Origin of the sequence: Cryobacterium breve, from assembly GCF_027594785.1 — a bacterium.
Classification (GTDB): domain Bacteria; phylum Actinomycetota; class Actinomycetes; order Actinomycetales; family Microbacteriaceae; genus Cryobacterium; species Cryobacterium breve_A.
Genome location: NZ_CP075584.1, coordinates 1,937,461 through 1,954,240, shown reverse-complemented (window position 1 = coordinate 1,954,240; position 16,780 = coordinate 1,937,461). Strand labels below are relative to the sequence as shown.

Genomic DNA, 16,780 nt, shown 5'->3' with positions numbered 1-16,780 from the left:
CGGGGCTCGCTGCCCCGGCCTGTTCCTTGGGTCCTGCCGGGCGCAACACCCGCGCTCGAGGAGGGGCCGCGCGTCGATCGTGCCGAGCGCTGGTATTGCGCCGGTGCGCGGGTGGTGGACCACCCGCGTTGCGGCGCAACTCCCGCGCTCGCGCCTCGCAGCGATAGCGCGACGCCGTCGGACCGATGCCGGGGCCGGTCAGGTCGCGCGGCGAGCGGCCGCGGCGATCCCCGCGACGATGAGCACGAGTCCCATCAGGATCACGCCGCCGAGCAGCCAGAGCGCGGGGTCGGTCTCGCCGGGCACGAGCGTGCGGTAGATGATGAAGCCCGAGAAGGCGAGCATCACCGTTCCCCAGAAGATCGTGCCGAAGAGCGGATGCCGCCGCCGCGCCGGCGCCGCCGGCCACGTCTCCGGGGCACTCGCGCCCGGAGCCGCGTAAGCGGGTGCGGTCGGTGCCGGAGGTGCGGGCGGCGGCGTCGGCGATCCGGACGGAGGGGTCGCACCCGCGCTCGCATCCGCAGCGGCGCTCGGGGCCAGGGGTACAGCGGGTTCCCGCGGCGCGGCGAAAGCAGTGAACTCCGGAATGACCGGCTCGGCCGGGAGCACGGCGGTCTCGGCGAGGCCTGAACGGTCCATCGTCCCGAACGGGAGCACATCGGTCTCTGCGGTCGATGCGGCCGTGACGTCGGCCGGCAGGACGGCGGTCTCGGTCGAATCGGCTGAGGTCGTCGGTCCGGATGCGGCGGAGCCGGACTCGAACGGGAGTACTTCCGTATCGGCCTCCGAGATCGGGAATGGAATGGTCGCGTTGACGGGGAGCACGGCAGTCTCGGCGGCCGCGGTGGACTTTGACGATTCGGCGGTTTCGGGTGACGCTGCGGACTCGGGCGACCGGGCGGGCTCGATCGATGCGGCGGTCTCGGACGATTCGACGGTCGCGGCTGCGGCGGATTCGGTCGATTCGGCGATATCGGGGGAGCCGGAGCCGGAGCCGGAGGCGGTCGCGGTCGCGGTCGACACGTCGGAATCGGCGGGACGGCCAGAGCCTGTGGGCGGGGTGACGGGATCGGTCATGGCGGACTCCTAGCGTGCAGTGCCGACGCGGGCGCCGGACTGGGTGAGGTCGACCTGGCCGGCGAACGACCAGACCCGAACGTGGGTGACGGCCCGGGCATCCGTGCCGTTGACGATGCGCACGTCGCGGATGAAGACGCCGGCGCGCTGGGGGTCGCGTGATTCCCCGCCCGTCGACACGACGCCGGCGAGGAGGTTGACCTCGACCTCGACGGGACGGTCGCTCGGCAGCACGAGTGTCGTCACGCCGAATCCGAGCCACACGTCGATCGTGCGGGCGTCCCGTGCCGGAGCGTCGTCGAGGGCGGTGAGGTCGACGGTCGGCGTGCCTGCGAACATCGCGTAGCCGGGGGAGCCCCGGCAGAGGAGGACGGCACGGCCCAGTCGTGCGTGCCGGCGAAGGCGAACTGGGTGCCCTGCGGCATCCAGCCGAGTGCGACGAGGGTGAGCGCCGCGAGGAACGCGAGCCCGCCGAGCGCCCCGCTCTCGCGCCCGCGGATTCCGGACACGATCATCCCGATCGCCGCGACGCCGAGGGCGACGGCGAGGCCGAGCACGAACGCGGAGTTCGACCAGACCCCGTGCGCGTAGAGGAATGCGACGATCGCCCCGGCGAGCAGCGCGAACCCGAGGGTGATCGCCGACAGGGCGGCACTCGGGCGGCGGCCGCGGCGCCAGGCGGAGCGTTCGGCCCGACGCTGGCGCTGGCGCTCCTGCCAGGCGAGGTTCTGCTCGCGCCAGGCACGGTTCTGTTCGGAGCGCGCCCGGTTCTGCTCCTGCCAGGCCTGGTTCGCGGCCGTCGCGCTCGCGGCGTTCGCTGCGTACGCGGCGGCCGCGGGAGTGCCCGGGCCGCCCGGGTAAGCGGATGCCGCCGGGTACGTCCCCGGCGCCGCCGGCGGGATCCCGTTCCGGTTCCGGTAGTCGGCCCGGTACGGGTTCTCGGTTGCGGATGGCGACGCCGTCCACGACGATTGCGGTGCGAAGCCGGCCGCCCCTGCCGGGCCGGCCGTGCCCGCGGAGGTCGTGCCCCCGGGCGCGGGCGGAGCGGGAGGTGCAGGGGGTGCGCCGGGCGCGGGCGGGGTCGCACCGGCATCCGCTGCCGAGCCGTACCCCGAGGTGGGACGCGGGCGCGCGCCGGAACCCGAACCGGATCCCGGACCGGGACTGTACCCGGAACCACCGCCGGAACCGTAGCCGCCGCTGTTTCCGCCGCCGGAACCGCCGCCCTGACTGCGGCGCACGAGATAGAGCACGAGCCAGACGATGCCGGCAACGACCGCGAGGCCCCACGCTGCGCTCAGCGACGTGCTCAGCCAGCCGGGCATGCCCCAGGCGGCGGGTGGGCCGTCCCACCAGAAACCGCGCGTGAACGGCACGATGGTGAGCAGGAGAACGGCGCCGATCCCGATCATGGCGGGCTCGAAGCGGCCGCGGAGCGCCTCTTCGGCATGGATGCGGCCGAGCGCGTTGGGGAGCAGCGCCCAGCCCACCGCATAGACGAAGAGCACGGGCGCCCCGAGCACGGCGAGCACGAACGCGATGCCGCGCACGATCCTCGGGTCGAGGCCGGTGCGGCCGGCGATGGCGCCGCAGACCCCGGCGAACCAACGGTCCGCGCCGCGGACCATGCCGCTGCGGCGGATCCAGTCGAAGAAACGGGTGAGCTGGTCTGGACCCGACGGACCCGGGCCGGCCGGGTATGTCGGATTACGCGGTTGATCGGTCATAACTCGACTCAACCACTCGCGCCGGCGCGTTGCTATGGGGGAGAACCCTGAACGGACCCTGAGATCTGGCCGCACCGGATCGGGGCGGCCTTCGGGGTGCTTGGATGAAGACATGAGAACCGAGCGGATGACCCGGCCGCGCCAGCGGATCATCGCCGGCGTTTGCGCGGGGTTCGCTGAGCACACCGGGTTGTCCGTGACCGTGGTGCGCTCCGCGACGCTGCTGCTCGTCCTCGCCGGCGGGGCCGGTGCGCTGCTCTACGCCTGGCTCTGGGTGACGACGCCGACCGAGACGGCCAACCCGGCTCGGTTCGGGGCGGCCGAACTCCCCAAGGCGAGCCTCGCGCGGCCGGCGCCCGGGCACTCCGGTACTTCCGGCACGGGTTCAGGCGGTCCGGCGGATGTCGCGGCCGAGCGGACAGCCGCCGCCGCGTTGTCGGCCCGGTCGGCTCCGATCACGGAGATTCTGCTCGGGCTCGCCCTTCTCGCCGCCGGGCTCACCCTCGTCGCCAGCCGGCTCGGCGCCGACATCCCGCTCGCCGTCGTCATCCCCGCGATCGTCGTGCTCTCGGGGACCGCGCTGGCCTGGCGGCAGTTCGCGGACATCCGCGATGGGTCGGAGCAGCACTCGTCCGCTCTGCTCGTGCGCGCGCTCGGCGCCCCTCGTGCTCGTCGCCGTCGGCATCCTGTTGTTCTTCGTCACGAGTGACAGCCCCGATGGCTGGACGGTCGTGATCGCCTCCGCTTCGGTGCTGCTCGGCGTCGTCGTCGTGATCGCGCCCTGGCTCGTGCGACTCTCCCGCGACCTCGCCGACGAGCGGGCGGGACGAGCGCGCGAGGCCGAACGCGCCGAGATCGCCGCCCATCTCCACGATTCGGTGCTGCAGACGCTCGCACTGATCCAGCAGAAGGCCGGGCCGCAGAGCGACGCGGCCCGGCTCGCCCGTGCCCAGGAACGGGAGCCTGCGCGAGTGGCTCTTCACCGGGACAGGGACCGGCTTCGGCACCGGTGCGGATGCCGGTGCGGGCGGCAGCGGCAGCGGCACCGGTGCCGGAGCCGAGGGCGTCCCCGACGTCGACCTCCCGACCGCCCTCCGCCGGATCGCGGCGGAGCTCGAGGCCGACTTCCCGGTGCAGTTCGACATCGTGAGCGCCGGCGCGAGCCTCGGCCCAGCACCGGAGGGGCTGCTCGCCGCGGGGCGCGAGGCCATGCTCAACGCGGCGCGGCACTCCGGCGGCCCGGTGTCCGTCTACCTCGAGACGGGGGCGAACGCGGTGAGCCTCAGCGTGACCGACCGCGGACCGGGCTTCCGGCTCGAGGATGTGCCGGACGACCGGCACGGCGTCCGCGAGTCCGTCATCGGGCGGATGCGCCGCCTCGGCGGCACCGCGCTCGTGCGACCCGGCCCCGTCGGCGCCGGCACGGAGATCCTGCTGACCCTGCCCACGGCATCCGCCCCCGCAGACCTCACCAATTCGACGGACTTTTTGATGAAAACGCACGTCACGGGCCCGATTCGGGTCGAAAATTCCACAATCTCCGTCGAATTGGTTCGGCCAGAGCCGGTGCAGCCAGACGAAGCGGATGCCGACGGGAGCCGCTCATGAGCGAACCGCATGGCACCCCGGACCCCGGTACAGACCCCGGCACAGGCCCCGGGACCGCTCCCGGAAGCGCGCCCACACTCCCCGCCTCGACCGCCGGGCTCCCCGTCGTGATCGTCGACGACCACTCGATCTTCCGCTCCGGCCTGCGCGCCGAACTGGACGCGGACATCCACGTGCTCGGCGAGGCCGCGACGGTCGACGAGGCGATCGAACTCGTGGTCGCCCTGCAGCCGCGGGTGGTGCTGCTCGACGTGCACCTGCCCGGCGGGCGCGGCGGCGGCGGCAGCGAGGTCATCCACGACGCCGCACACCGGGCGCCGCACACCCTGTTCCTCGCGCTGAGCGTCTCCGACGCCGCCGACGACGTGGTTCGGGTGATCCGGGCGGGCGCCCGCGGCTACATCACCAAGAGCTCATCGGGTGCCGAGGTCTCCGAGGCCGCCCGCCGGGTCGCCGACGGCGACGCGGTATTCTCGCCCCGGCTCGCGGGCTTCGTGCTCGACGCGTTCGGTGCGGTCGCCGGGGAGACCGCCGAGACGACCGAAGAACTCGACCGCCTCTCCGCGCGGGAGCAGGAGGTCATGCGGCTGATCGCCCGCGGCTACACCTACAAGGAAGTCGCCGGGAGCCTGTTCATCTCGCCGAAGACCGTCGAGACGCACGTCTCAGCGGTGCTCCGCAAGCTGCAGGCTCTCCTCCCGCTACGAACTGACCGCCTGGGCGCTCGAGCGCAAGCTGCTCTAGCTGCCCCAGCGCGGCATCCGCCCGCCGCCCGCACGGTCGCCGAGAGTCGCCGTTTCCGCCGAGTGACCCCGGCGCACTGGCGACACAGGGCGCGAACGGCGAGTGTCGGCGCGGCGGCGGGCGGATGCCGGGCTACAGCAGCCCGAGCTCCATCGCCCGGGTCACGGCGCGGGTCCGGTCGCTCACCGCGAGCTTCTCGAAGGCGTGCAGCAGGTGCGTCTTGACGGTGGCCTCGCTGATGAACAGGGCGCGGCCGATCTGCGGGTTGCTCTCGCCGGCCGACACCAGCCGGAGCACGTCGAGTTCGCGGGCCGACAGGCGCGGCGTCGGGGCGGCATCCACGCGCACCCGGTGCACAAGCATCGCCGCGATCGACGGGGCGAGCGCCGTCTGGCCGCGCGCGACCGAACGCACACCCTCGATGATCTCCGCCTGGGGCGCGGCCTTCAGTAGATACCCGCTCGCCCCGGCCGCGATCGCCGCGAGGATCTGGTCGTCGCTCTCGTAGGTCGTGAGCACCAGCACGCGCGTGCGCTCGTTCGCCGCGACGATGAGCGCGGTCGCTGCGACGCCGTCGAGCAGCGGCATCCGCAGGTCCATCAGCACGAGGTCGGGGTCGAGCTCGGCGGCGAGCGCGACGGCCTCCTCGCCGTTGCCGGCCTGCCCGACGACCTCGATATCGCCGGCGGCACCGAGCAGCAGTGCGATGCCGCCGCGCACGATCGGATGGTCGTCGGCCACGATGACCCGGATCATCGCTCGCCCCGAACCGATTCGACGGAGGGGTGGGCGCTTTCGGCGCCCGCCGCGGGCACGGTCACCCGCAGCACGGTGCCTCCGCGCTCGCCGGCCCCGACCGTGAGCCCGCCGCCGACGAGGGCGAGTCGGTCGCGCATCCCGGAGAGGCCGAACCCGTTCTCGTGGGCGGGAGCATAGGCGCCGAGGCCGCGACCGTCGTCGGTCACGGTGAGCACGGCATCCGTGCCCACCCGCTCGAGGCGAACGGATGCCGCCCCCGCGCGGGAGTGCTTGCGCACGTTCGCGAGGCCTTCCTGGGCGCAGCGGAGCAGCACGACCTCGTTTTCCCGGTCGAGCCGGTCGAGCCCGTCGAGGCCGGTGTCCGCGAGGATCACCCGTACCTGGATTCCGGTCTCGCGTTCGAAGCGCCCGGCGAGGCGGCGCAGGGTCTCGGCGAGGGTCGAATCCCCGACCCGCACGGGCGACATCGCCGCGACGAGGGTGCGCGCCTCGGTCAGGGCCTGCCGGGCGGTGTCTTCGATGAGCTCGACGGTGGGCCGCGCCCCGGCGTCCGGCCCGAGCTCGTTCCCCGCGCGCTGGGCGAGCATGACGAGGCTCGTCAGGCTCTGGGCGATCGTGTCGTGGATCTCCCTGGCCAGCCGTTCCCGCTCGGCCGCGCTCCCGGCATCCCGGTGCAGGGCGGCAAGCTCGTCCTGGGCGACGCTGAGCTCCTCGTAGAGCCGCCGTTGGGTGTTGCCGTCGCGGGCGATGCGGGTGATCCAGGCGCCCATCGCGATCGCGAAAACGAAGGAGATCCCTTCGGTGGCAGACGCCTGCCCCAGGGCGGACGGGGTGCCGCCGATGCCCAGCCAGAGCCCGACCGCCGCCGATGCTGCTAGGAGGGCGCTCAGGGCGACGGAGACGAGGAAGGAATCGGTCAGCGTCCAGAGCAGCGGGAAGGCGATTGCCTGGAGCGTCGCGAGACTCGGGTTGAATGCCGCGGCGACGCCGACGCCGACGATCAAGACTCCGCGGAAGACGGTCGCGGCCAGCGCGGCCGAACCGGTCCCTTCGCTCGGGCACGCGATCGCGCGGCGTCCGAACGCGAGATAGCCGACGCCCATCGCGGCGAGCGTCGCGAGAGCGCCGATCCGCCCGAGCTCGTGTCCGTACCGGTACTGGTCGGAGGCCGCGAGCACCCCCATCAGGAGCAGTGACCCACCGACGGCGACGTCCCACCAGCGCAGGGTCGTCATGGCCGGAATCCTCATGCGCCCAGCCTCCCACGACGGCCGCGGCCGGGGAACACGGCCATGGTCAGCTGTCCTTGCGGATCCAGCGGAACGTCACCCGGCTGAGCACGAGCCCGACCACGAGCCAGATGCCGAGGTTGAGTGCGACGAGCGGGAGGTCCCAGACCCCGTTCTGCTCGAGGCTCGCGAAGCTGTCCGGCAGGAACACCGACCGCATGCCCTGGGCCATCCACTTGAGCGGGAACAGGCTCGCGACGTTCTGCATCCACTCGGGGAGGTTGTAGAACTGCAGGTAGACCCCCGAGATGAACTGCAGGATCAGCACGATCGGGATCACAACGGCCGTCGCGCTCTTGCCGGAGCGCGGCAACGCGGAGAGCGCGATGCCGAGGAACGCGCAGGCGATCACGCCGAACAGGAACACCCACGCGAACGTGAGCCACGCGGCCGGGTCTGTCGGCAGGTCGATGCCGAGGAGGAATCGCGCCACCAGAATGAGCAGGGTCGCCTGGATGGCGCCCGTGACGAGCACCATCCCGATCTTGCCGATGAAGTAGCTCAGCGGGGACAGCGGGGTGCCGCCGAGCCGCTTGAGGGTGCCGTCGCTCTTCTCGCCGGCGATGTCGACCGCGAGGTTCTGCACACCGGAGAGCAGCATCCCCGCCGCAAGCATGCCCGGAAGGTAATACGCGCCGACGCTGATGCCACCGCTGCCGTCCGGTGCGGTGCCGATGTTGCCGGCCGAGCCGAAAGCGGCGGTGAAGATCGCGAGCATGATGAACGGGAACAGGAACGTGAAGAACACGCTGTCCGGGGTGCGGAAGTACATGCGTGCTTCGTAATACACCCGGGCGAGGCCGAGTCGCAGCACGCCGTGACGAGTCGAGCGGATGCTGCCGGTAGCGGTGGTCATGTCGAGCGTGGTCATGCGAGCACCTCCGTGCTGTCGTCAGAAGTGGATGTGCCGGAATTCGCTGTGTCGGAATTCTCCGCGCGGTCCTCGCGCACGAGCCCGAGGTAGACGTCCTCGAGGCTTGGCCGGATCACCTCGAGTTCGGCCGGTTCCGCGCCGCCCGCCGCGCCGCCTGGCCCGCCGCTCGCCGCGACGAGCTCGGCCACGACGCGACCCGGCCGGTCGGTGCGGATCTCGTGCGACTGCCCGGCGGCATCCCGCCAGCGCACGAGCGGCACCCGTGCCTCGGCGCCACCGATCTCGTCGATCGCGCCGATGTCGATCAGCCGGCCCCCGGTGATCACGCCGGCACGGTCGCCGAGCTGGGCGGCCTCGTCGAGGTAGTGGGTTGTGAGCAGGATCGTGGTGCCCTCTGCCTTCAGGCTGCGCACGAGGTCCCAGAACTGGTGCCGCGCCTCGGGGTCGAACCCCGTTGTCGGTTCGTCGAGGAAGAGGAGCTCCGGCCGGCCGATGATGCCGAGTGCGACATCCACTCGCCGGCGCTGCCCGCCGGACAGCCGGCTGATACGGGTCTTCGCCTTGTCCTCGAGGCCGACGGCCGCGATCACCTCCGTCACGTCCCGCGGGTTCGGGTAGAGGCTCGCGAAGTGCGCGAGCCTGCTCGGCGACCGTCACGTTGCCGCTCTCGCCCGTCGACTGCAGCACGATGCCGAGCCGGGCCTTCCAGTCGAGGCCGCCGTGCTGCGGGTCGGTGCCGAGCACGCTCACCTCGCCGCTGGTGCGGTCACGGTAGCCCTCGAGGATCTCGATGACCGTGCTCTTGCCTGCGCCGTTCGGGCCGAGGAGCGCGAAGGTCTCTCCGGGCCGGATGTCGAAGCTGATGCCCGAGACGGCCTCGAATGCGCCGTAGGACTTGTGCAGGTCGCGCACGCGCACGACGGGGTCTGAGCTCTTGAGCGGCGCTGGTGTGGTGGTCATACCGAAAGAATCCCACCAGAGGCCCGGGAACGTAAGCGTCCGCCCGGCCGACCCGGGCATCCACCGGTCGATGGATGCCGACCCTCACCAATTCGACGGAGTTTTTGCGTTTTGAACCGGTTTTAAGACGCGTCTTACGTGTCAGAAGCCCAAAAACTCCGTCGAATTCGTTAGGCGAAGAGGCGCTGCAGGCGGCGGATGCCTTCCAGCAGCTGGTCGTCCCCGAGCGCGTAGGAGAAGCGCAGGTACCCGCTCGGGCCGAACGCCTCACCGGGGACAGCGGCGACTTCGGCCTGGTCGAGGATCAGGTCGGCGAGCTCGAGGGACGTCGTCGGCGTGACCCCGCCCCAGGTGCGGCCGAGCAGGCCGGTCACGTTCGGGTAGACGTAGAACGCGCCCTGGGGCGTCGGCGTCACCATGCCGGGGATCTTGTTCAACTCGGCGACGATGAGCCGGCGGCGCCGGTCGAAGGCCTCCCGCATCGCGATCGCGTCGTCCTGCGGGCCGGTGAGGGCGGCGATCGCGGCGCGCTGCGACACGTTGGACACGTTCGAGGTGAGATGGGACTGCAGGTTCGCCGCGGCCTTGATCGCGTCGAGCGGGCCGACCATCCAGCCCAGGCGCCAGCCGGTCATCGCGTAGGTCTTGGCGACGCCGTTCACGAGGATTGTGCGGTCCGCGAGGGCGGGAACGGCCTCGACGATCGAGACGGCGCGCACGCCGTCGTAGGTCAGGTTCTGGTAAATCTCGTCGGTGATGACCCAGAGTCCGTGCTCCTCCGCCCACTCGCCGATCGCCTTCGTCTGCTCCGGAGAGTAGACCGCGCCGGTCGGGTTGGAGGGCGAGACGAAGAGCAGCACCTTGGTGCGCTCGGTGCGGGCGGCCTCGAGCCTGCTCGACGGTGACGAGGTAGCCCTGGTCGCTGCCGGCGAAGACGTCGACCTGCACGCCGCCGGCCAGCCGGATCGACTCCGGATAGGTGGTCCAGTACGGGGTCGGCACGATGACCTCGTCCCCCGGGTCGAGCAGCGTCGCGAACGCCTGGTAGACGGCCTGCTTGCCGCCGTTGGTGATGACCACCTGGGCGGGGGAGACCGCGAGGCCGGAATCGCGCAGCGTCTTCGCCGCGACGGCCTCGCGGAGGTCGGGCAGACCGGCGGCCGGCGTGTACTTGTGGTTCTTCGGGTCGCGCACGGCGAGAAGCGCCGCCTCGACGATGTGCGCGGGGGTCGGGAAGTCCGGTTCGCCCGCCGCGAAGCTGATCACGGGTCGACCGGCCGCCTGGAGAGCCTTGGCCTTGCTGTCGACCTTGAGTGTCGCCGATTCCGCGATGGAGCCGATCCGGGTAGAGATTCGCTTGAGTTCGTGAGCCACAGAACGAGCATACGGTGGCCGCACCCGCGCGGCCAGCATCCGCACCGACGGCCCCAGCTTTACAGTGGTGCCGGTGTGACCTAGACTTGATCGAGGTAGTTGAAATCTGCCAGGCTTTTTTGCGCCTTTTTCTCGAGTATTTTTCGGGGGGTGGCGTGAGTGAGCGTGGTGATCCGGCTGCATAGGGTGGTGGCTCAATTGGTAGAGCAGCGGTCTCCAAAACCGCAGGTTGCAGGTTCGAGTCCTGTCCGCCCTGCAAGTCGGTGGCATTTCCGTCGGCCCATGAAAGGTGTAACAGGTGGCCCGAAAAGTTGTCGACGAACCCAGTGAGGAAATCGTCGCAGACGCACGACTCGCTCGCGACGCCAAACGCGGTCCGTTCGCACGGATGTCCCTGTTCCTGAAGCAGGTCATGGCGGAACTCCGCAAGGTGGTCACACCGACCCGCAAGGAACTGCTGAGCTACACGGCTGTCGTCCTGATCTTCGTAGCGATCATGATGGCCCTGGTTTCCGCCCTCGACTGGGTGTTCGCACTCGTCGTGACGTACGTCTTCGGAACACCAGGCGGCTGACCGGCTGCCGCCCACCGGCGGCGAGACCGCATGGCCAGGATTCACGGCAACGCTGCGCGGGACACGTCTTCGTGCCCGCGCACTACATAAGGATTGAGATTTAGTGACTGAGACGAATCACGACGACGCCGACTGGGCCACCGCCGCCGAGCAGGCGTCCGACGACGACGAAGCACAGGAAGGCAACGTCCTCGAAGCGGAAGAAGAGTCCGTGGAAGCCGCCGAACAGGTAGCCGTCCACGTGTTCGACCCCAGCGTCGGCGTTGAGGACAACCTCGACGCCGCACTCGACGCCCTCGCCGGCGCGGTCGACCCCGAAGCGGATTCAGAAGTTGACGACGCCCTGGACATCGACTCGAGCGACGAGGCAGAGGCTGCCGCCGAAGCCGTCGACGACGAGGAAGACGTCGACGGAGGCGTTGACACCGCCGATGCAGAAGCCGACGCGGCAGACGCCGCCGACGCATCCGCTGAGCCCGTCGACGAAGATCCATACGCTGAATTCCGCAAGGAACTCCGCTTCCAGCCCGGCAAGTGGTTCGTCATCCACTCCTACGCCGGCTTCGAGCGTCGCGTGAAGTCGAACATCGAGAACCGCAAGCAGTCGATGGCCATGGAAGATTTCATCTACCAGGTCGAGGTTCCGATGGAAGACGTCGTCGAGATCAAGAACGGCCAGCGCAAGATGGTCACCCGCGTGCGCATCCCCGGCTACGTGCTCGTGCGCATGGACCTCAACGAGGACAGCTGGTCCGTCGTCCGGCACACGCCGGGCGTCACCGGCTTCGTCGGCAACGCGCACAACCCGACGCCGCTGCGCTTCGAGGAGGCCTTCGGCATGCTGAAGAGCCTCGTCGAGATCCAGGACGTGCCGTCCGCCAAGGGCGCAGGCACGCACGGCAAGATCGCGACCCGCGCACTGCCCGCCGAGATCGACTACGAAATCGGCGAGACCATCACGATCAAGGAAGGCTCGTTCGCGGGCCTGCCCGGCACGATCAGCGAGATCAAGGCGGAGAGCGGCAAGCTCATCGTCCTCGTCTCCCTGTTCGAGCGTGAGACCCCGGTCGAGCTCAGCTTCGACCAGGTCACCAAGCTTTAGTAAGTTTCCCCACCACCGGGGCCCGACCGGGCCACCGGGAGAGTTGCCTCACGGCCGCTCGTCATCATAAAAGAAGGAAGAATCATGGCACCGAAGAAGAAGGTTACTGGTCTGATCAAGCTTCAGATCAAGGCCGGCGCCGCTAACCCCGCACCGCCCATCGGGCCGGCACTGGGCCAGCACGGCGTGAACATCATGGAATTCTGCAAGGCATACAACGCCCAGACCGAATCCCAGCGCGGCAACGTCATCCCGGTTGAGATCACCGTGTACGACGACCGTTCCTTCACGTTCATCCTGAAGACCCCGCCCGCCGCGGAGGCTCATCAAGAAGGCCGCCGGAGTCACCAAGGGCAGCGGCACCCCGCACACCGTCAAGGTGGCCAAGCTCACCCAGGCGCAGGTCCGCGAGATCGCCGAAGCGAAGATGGTTGACCTCAACGCCAACGACATCGACGCCGCCGCGAAGATCATCGCCGGCACCGCACGCTCCATGGGCGTTACGGTCGAGGCCTAACCTCAACCAGGCATCCGCCACCAGCAGTACGTGGAAGAGCCGGCCAGGCTCGCACCACACTCTCAAATCTTTATATACAGGAGATTCACATGGCACAGAAGTCAAAGGCCTACCGGGCCGCGGCCGAGAAGATCGAGGCCGACAAGTTCTACACCCCCACCGAAGCCGTCGCGATTGCCCGGGAGACCGGCTCCGCGAACTTCAACTCGACCATCGAGGTCGCGTTGAAGCTGGGCGTCGACCCGCGCAAGGCTGACCAGATGGTCCGCGGAACCGTTATTCTTCCTCACGGTACCGGCCGCGTGTCGCGCGTCATCGTCTTCGCAACGGGCCCCGCGGCCGAAGCAGCCATCGCTGCCGGCGCCGACGAGGTCGGTGGCGACGAGCTCATCGAGAAGGTCGCCGCTGGGTACACCTCCTTCGACTCCGCGGTTTCGACCCCGGAGCTCATGGGCAAGGTCGGTCGTCTCGGTAAGGTCCTCGGCCCGCGCGGCCTCATGCCGAACCCGAAGACCGGAACGGTCACGACCGACGTCGCCCGCGCCGTCAACGACATCAAGGGCGGCAAGATCGCGTTCCGCGTCGACAAGCACGCCAACGTGCAGTTCGTCGTCGGCAAGGCATCCTTCACCGCCGAGCAGCTGAACGAGAACATCACGGCAGCGCTCGAGGAGATCGTCCGCCTCAAGCCGAGCTCCTCCAAGGGCCGCTACGTCATGAAGGGCGCCGTCTCGACGACCTTCGGTCCCGGCATCCCGCTCGACGTCAACGCCATCTAGGCACAAGCGCCAGCACCACACCGAAGGGCCCGTCGCAAGACGGGCCCTTCGTCGTACCCGGGGCGTCCACGCGAGAACGTGCTGCGCGCCACGTGCGCCGCTCCGCACCAGGCGTGCCTGGCGCGAAGCGGCGGAGGTGGCGCGCGAGGCGCGTCGACGGCGGGCGGGGCTTTCGTCAGTCAGACACGGATGTCGGGCGCGGGCCCCCGGCATCCGTTGCCCCCGGCGCACCGGGGGCCGCCGACGCGGCGTTGCCCGGGTGCGCCCGAAGCAGAGCCGCGACCGCGATCGCGTCGCCTTCGGGCTGGTGCGAGTTGGTGTGCGGCTTCGCGATGAACAGGTAGAGCAGGCCCGCGCCCATGACGACCGCGAGCCCGATCAGAACGATCCAGTCGTCGAGGAAGACGCCGGTCTTGCCGGGCAGTGCCAGCAACACCATTGCGAACACCCCGTAGGCGAGGGCGACGACGTTGACCACGAAGCCGGCCCTGCCGAGGTTGAACGGCCCGGCCGGGCGCCAGCCCTTGATTCGCTGGCGGAGCGCAGCGAGCACGACGGACTGGAACGCGACGTAGATGCCGATGACCGCGAACGCCGTGATCTGGGTGAGGCTGCCACCCGCGTAGATCAGCAGGCAGAGCGCCAGCGGGATCGAGCAGGCGACGATGAGCGCGTTCACCGGGACGGCGGTGCGCGGGCTCACCCGGGACAGCCAGGCGTGGCCGGGGATCATCCCGTCGCGAGCAAAGGAGAACATCAGCCGGCTGGCCGCGGCCTGCAGGCTCAGCACGCAGGACAGGAACGCCGTGATCGCGACGACCAGGAAGAGCTTGGCGCCGACGGTTCCGAGCGAGGCCTCGAGGATAGCCGGGATCGGGTCGATGTCGTTGCCGTCCACCACCGCCTGCAGGTCGGGCGCCGCCATCACGTAGCCGCCGAACGAGAACAGGGCGGAGACCCCGCCGACGAGGATGGTCAGGATCATGGCCCGTGGGATGCCCCTGGCCGGGTTCGCGACTTCCTCGGCCACGTCCCCGCAGGCCTCGAAGCCGTAGAACAGGAACAGGCCGGCGAGGGCCGCACCGAGGAATGCGACGGCGTAGTTGCCGTCGCCCTCGACGCCCATGGTGTTGAAGAAGACGCTGAACTCCTGCTTGCGCTGGAAGATCAGCAGGTAGAGCCCGAGGCCGATCACGCCGATGAGCTCGGCGCCGAGGCCGATCCTGGCGACCCGGCCGAGCATCTTTGTTCCGGAGAAGTTGAACGCGAAGGCCACCAGCAGGAACAGCACCGAGAGGCCCAGCGTGACCTCCTTCGTGACCGGCGCGTCGATCAGGCTGCCGAGGAAGCCGCTGCCGAACTCGGCGACCGCGGTGATCGTCACGAGCATCGCCCAGACGTAGACCCAGGCGGCCATCCAGGCGTACCGCTTGCCCCAGAGCCTGCGGGTCCACGGGTAGATCCCGCCTGCGATCGGGTACTGCGAGACGACCTCTCCGAAGACGAGGGCGACGAGCAGCTGGCCCGCGCCCACGATCAGGATCCAGAAGATCGAGGGCGGCCCGCCCGTGCTGAGGGCGAGCGCGAAGAGGGAGTACACGCCGACGAGCGGCGAGAGGTAGGTGAAGCCGAGGGCGAAGTTGGCCCACAGCGACATCGAACGGTGGAAAGAGTCCTCGTACCCGAGCACCCTGAGGTGCTCCTGGTCACCGATTCCCTTCGCGGCGGGCGTCTTTCCGGGCTGATCTGCGCTCATCATGACCTTTCGGCTGCGGTGCATCCTGACGTCGTCGGCAGGCTGTGTGTGCCCACCATAGTGACACCGTTACGAGAAAGCTATAGAACCGGATGTTTGCCCCGAACGGGGTTGATCAGCCGATGTAGCTCATCACGTGCTTGATGCGGGTGTAGTCCTCGAGGCCGTACATCGAGAGGTCCTTGCCGTAGCCGGAGTGCTTGAAGCCGCCGTGCGGCATCTCGGCGACGAGCGGGATGTGCGTGTTGATCCAGACGCAGCCGAAATCGAGGCGCTTGGCCATCCGCATCGCACGCGCGTGGTCCTTCGTCCAGACCGAGGAGGCCAGGCCGTACTGCACGTCGTTCGCCCAGGCGAGCGCCTCGGCCTCGTCGGTGAACTTCTGGGCCGTGATGACCGGTCCGAAGATCTCGTTCTGCACCGCGTCGTCGCCCTGCCGCAGGTTAGAGACGATCGTCGCCTCATGGAAGTAGCCGAGGTCGCCCTGGCGGTGCCCGCCGAGCGCGATGTCGGCGTGGTCGGGCAGGCCCGCGATGACGCCCTGCACCCGGGCGAGCTGGTCGGCGCTCGAGAGTGCGCCGAAGAGGATGCCGTCCTCGCGCGGGCCGCCGGTCCTCGCGTTCACCCGGGCGTAAGCCGCGAGTGCTGCGACGAACTCGTCGTGGATTCCGGCCTGGACGAGCACTCGGGTGGCGGCGGTGCAGTCCTGGCCGCCGTTGTAGAACGCGGCCGTCGCGATGCCCGCGACGGCGGCGTCGATATCGGCGTCGTCGAACACGATCACCGGGGCCTTGCCGCCGAGTTCGAGGTGTACGCGCTTGACGTCGAGCGCGGCGGTGCCCGCGACCTCCATGCCGGCCCGTACCGACCCGGTGATCGACACCATCTGCGGGATCCGGTCGGCGACGAGGGCGCGGCCCGTGGTGCGGTCGCCCAGGACGACGTTGAAGACGCCGGCCGGGAAGAACTCCGCCGCGATCTCGGCGAGGAGGAGCGTCGAGACGGGGGTCGAGTCAGAGGGCTTCAGCACGACGGCGTTTCCGGCCGCGAGGGCGGGGGCGATCTTCCAGATCGCCATCATCATCGGGTAGTTCCACGGGGTGACCTGGCCGATCACGCCGATCGGCTCCCGCCGGATGAACGAGGTGTGGTCCTTCAGGTATTCGCCGCCGGACTTGCCCTCGAGCACGCGGGCGGCGCCGGCGAAGAAGCGCACCTGGTCGATCATGACGTCGACCTCGTCGCCGACGAGGCCGGCACGCGGCTTGCCGGTGTTCTCGCTCTCGACGTCCGCGATCTCCTCCGCACGCTCGGACAGGGCGTCGGCGAACTTCAGCAGGGCGAGCTGGCGTTCACCGGGGGTGGTCTCGCCCCACGTCTCGAACGCGGTCGCCGCGGCGGAGTACGCGGACGCGACATCCGCTTCTGTCGACACGGGGGTGCGCGCGTAGACCTCCTCGGTCGCGGGGTTCACGATGTCGAGCTGCTCGCTCGCGGCGGAGGCGACGTACTGCCCGTTGACGAAGTTACGGAGTTCACGGATGGACATGCGCAGGCCTTTCCCAAACGGCTGGTCGGCGCTGGCCAGGGCCACGGCGCCCGGGGTGGAATTCCCCAGAGGCCGACGATACCCTAAATCA

General features: G+C 69.8%; 13 protein-coding genes, 1 tRNA gene and 4 pseudogenes. 8 read left to right on the top strand and 10 right to left on the bottom strand.

Annotated features, from left to right (window positions below):
• Nucleotides 1-198: 198 nt before the first annotated feature.
• The 3 genes from KIV56_RS09520 to KIV56_RS09510 are packed head-to-tail and all read right to left on the bottom strand — an operon-like array spanning nt 199 to nt 2,804.
• The gene (locus KIV56_RS09520; protein ID WP_281536018.1) at nt 199-1,077 is read right to left on the bottom strand and encodes a hypothetical protein; all 879 of its coding nucleotides are present in this window, start codon (nt 1,075-1,077) and stop codon (nt 199-201) included.
• A 9-nt stretch (nt 1,078-1,086) separates the two neighbouring features.
• Nucleotides 1,087-1,323: a hypothetical protein gene (locus KIV56_RS09515; protein ID WP_281536017.1), complete on the bottom strand. Its 237-nt coding sequence runs from the start codon at nt 1,321-1,323 to the stop codon at nt 1,087-1,089.
• The gene (locus KIV56_RS09510; RefSeq protein ID WP_281536016.1) at nt 1,320-2,804 is read right to left on the bottom strand and encodes a PspC domain-containing protein; all 1,485 of its coding nucleotides are present in this window, start codon (nt 2,802-2,804) and stop codon (nt 1,320-1,322) included. The genes KIV56_RS09515 and KIV56_RS09510 overlap by 4 nt, the downstream gene beginning before the upstream one ends.
• A 112-nt stretch (nt 2,805-2,916) precedes the next feature.
• Here KIV56_RS09510 and KIV56_RS19715 point away from each other — a divergent pair, with 112 nt between their 5' ends.
• The 3 genes and pseudogenes from KIV56_RS19715 (at nt 2,917) to KIV56_RS09500 (ending at nt 5,156) form a co-directional block, all read left to right on the top strand.
• Nucleotides 2,917-3,513: a PspC domain-containing protein gene (locus tag KIV56_RS19715; protein WP_348648530.1), complete on the top strand. Its 597-nt coding sequence runs from the start codon at nt 2,917-2,919 to the stop codon at nt 3,511-3,513.
• A gap of 236 nt (nt 3,514-3,749) precedes the next feature.
• Nucleotides 3,750-4,412, top strand: coding sequence for a sensor histidine kinase (locus KIV56_RS19710; protein ID WP_348648529.1), 663 nt, complete (start codon nt 3,750-3,752; stop codon nt 4,410-4,412).
• A pseudogene (locus tag KIV56_RS09500) lies at nt 4,409-5,156 on the top strand (LuxR C-terminal-related transcriptional regulator). The gene KIV56_RS19710 and the pseudogene KIV56_RS09500 overlap by 4 nt, the downstream one beginning before the upstream one ends.
• 132 nt (nt 5,157-5,288) lie before the next feature.
• Here KIV56_RS09500 and KIV56_RS09495 read toward each other — a convergent pair.
• From KIV56_RS09495 to KIV56_RS09475, 5 genes and pseudogenes are all read right to left on the bottom strand, one after another.
• Complete coding sequence (locus KIV56_RS09495; RefSeq protein WP_281536015.1) at nt 5,289-5,912, bottom strand: response regulator; 624 nt, start codon at nt 5,910-5,912, stop codon at nt 5,289-5,291.
• Entirely contained in the window at nt 5,909-7,165 is a 1,257-nt protein-coding gene (locus KIV56_RS09490; RefSeq protein ID WP_281536014.1) for a sensor histidine kinase, read from the bottom strand. The genes KIV56_RS09495 and KIV56_RS09490 overlap by 4 nt, the downstream gene beginning before the upstream one ends.
• Before the next feature lie 46 nt (nt 7,166-7,211).
• Entirely contained in the window at nt 7,212-8,075 is an 864-nt protein-coding gene (locus tag KIV56_RS09485; protein WP_281536013.1) for an ABC transporter permease, read from the bottom strand.
• Nucleotides 8,072-9,038, bottom strand: a pseudogene (locus KIV56_RS09480) (ABC transporter ATP-binding protein). The gene KIV56_RS09485 and the pseudogene KIV56_RS09480 overlap by 4 nt, the downstream one beginning before the upstream one ends.
• A gap of 170 nt (nt 9,039-9,208) precedes the next feature.
• A pseudogene (locus tag KIV56_RS09475) lies at nt 9,209-10,451 on the bottom strand (pyridoxal phosphate-dependent aminotransferase).
• A gap of 144 nt (nt 10,452-10,595) precedes the next feature.
• Between KIV56_RS09475 and KIV56_RS09470 the strand changes: the two are divergent.
• From KIV56_RS09470 to rplA, 5 genes and pseudogenes are all read left to right on the top strand, one after another.
• A tRNA-Trp gene (locus tag KIV56_RS09470) sits at nt 10,596-10,668 on the top strand.
• Nucleotides 10,669-10,710: 42 nt separating this feature from the next.
• The gene (gene secE, locus KIV56_RS09465; RefSeq protein WP_134534380.1) at nt 10,711-10,986 is read left to right on the top strand and encodes a preprotein translocase subunit SecE; all 276 of its coding nucleotides are present in this window, start codon (nt 10,711-10,713) and stop codon (nt 10,984-10,986) included.
• A 103-nt stretch (nt 10,987-11,089) separates the two neighbouring features.
• Nucleotides 11,090-12,088, top strand: a complete 999-nt coding sequence (gene nusG / locus KIV56_RS09460) for a transcription termination/antitermination protein NusG (RefSeq protein WP_281536012.1) — start codon at nt 11,090-11,092, stop codon at nt 12,086-12,088.
• Between the two features lie 84 nt (nt 12,089-12,172).
• Nucleotides 12,173-12,605: pseudogene (gene rplK, locus KIV56_RS09455) on the top strand (50S ribosomal protein L11).
• 89 nt (nt 12,606-12,694) lie between these two features.
• Nucleotides 12,695-13,384, top strand: coding sequence for a 50S ribosomal protein L1 (gene rplA, locus KIV56_RS09450; protein ID WP_281536011.1), 690 nt, complete (start codon nt 12,695-12,697; stop codon nt 13,382-13,384).
• Between the two features lie 175 nt (nt 13,385-13,559).
• Here the strand turns inward: rplA and KIV56_RS09445 are convergent, their stop codons facing one another.
• Complete coding sequence (locus KIV56_RS09445; protein ID WP_281536010.1) at nt 13,560-15,164, bottom strand: APC family permease; 1,605 nt, start codon at nt 15,162-15,164, stop codon at nt 13,560-13,562.
• Nucleotides 15,165-15,255: 91 nt separating this feature from the next.
• Entirely contained in the window at nt 15,256-16,689 is a 1,434-nt protein-coding gene (locus KIV56_RS09440; RefSeq protein WP_281536009.1) for an aminobutyraldehyde dehydrogenase, read from the bottom strand.
• Nucleotides 16,690-16,780: the final 91 nt, after the last annotated feature.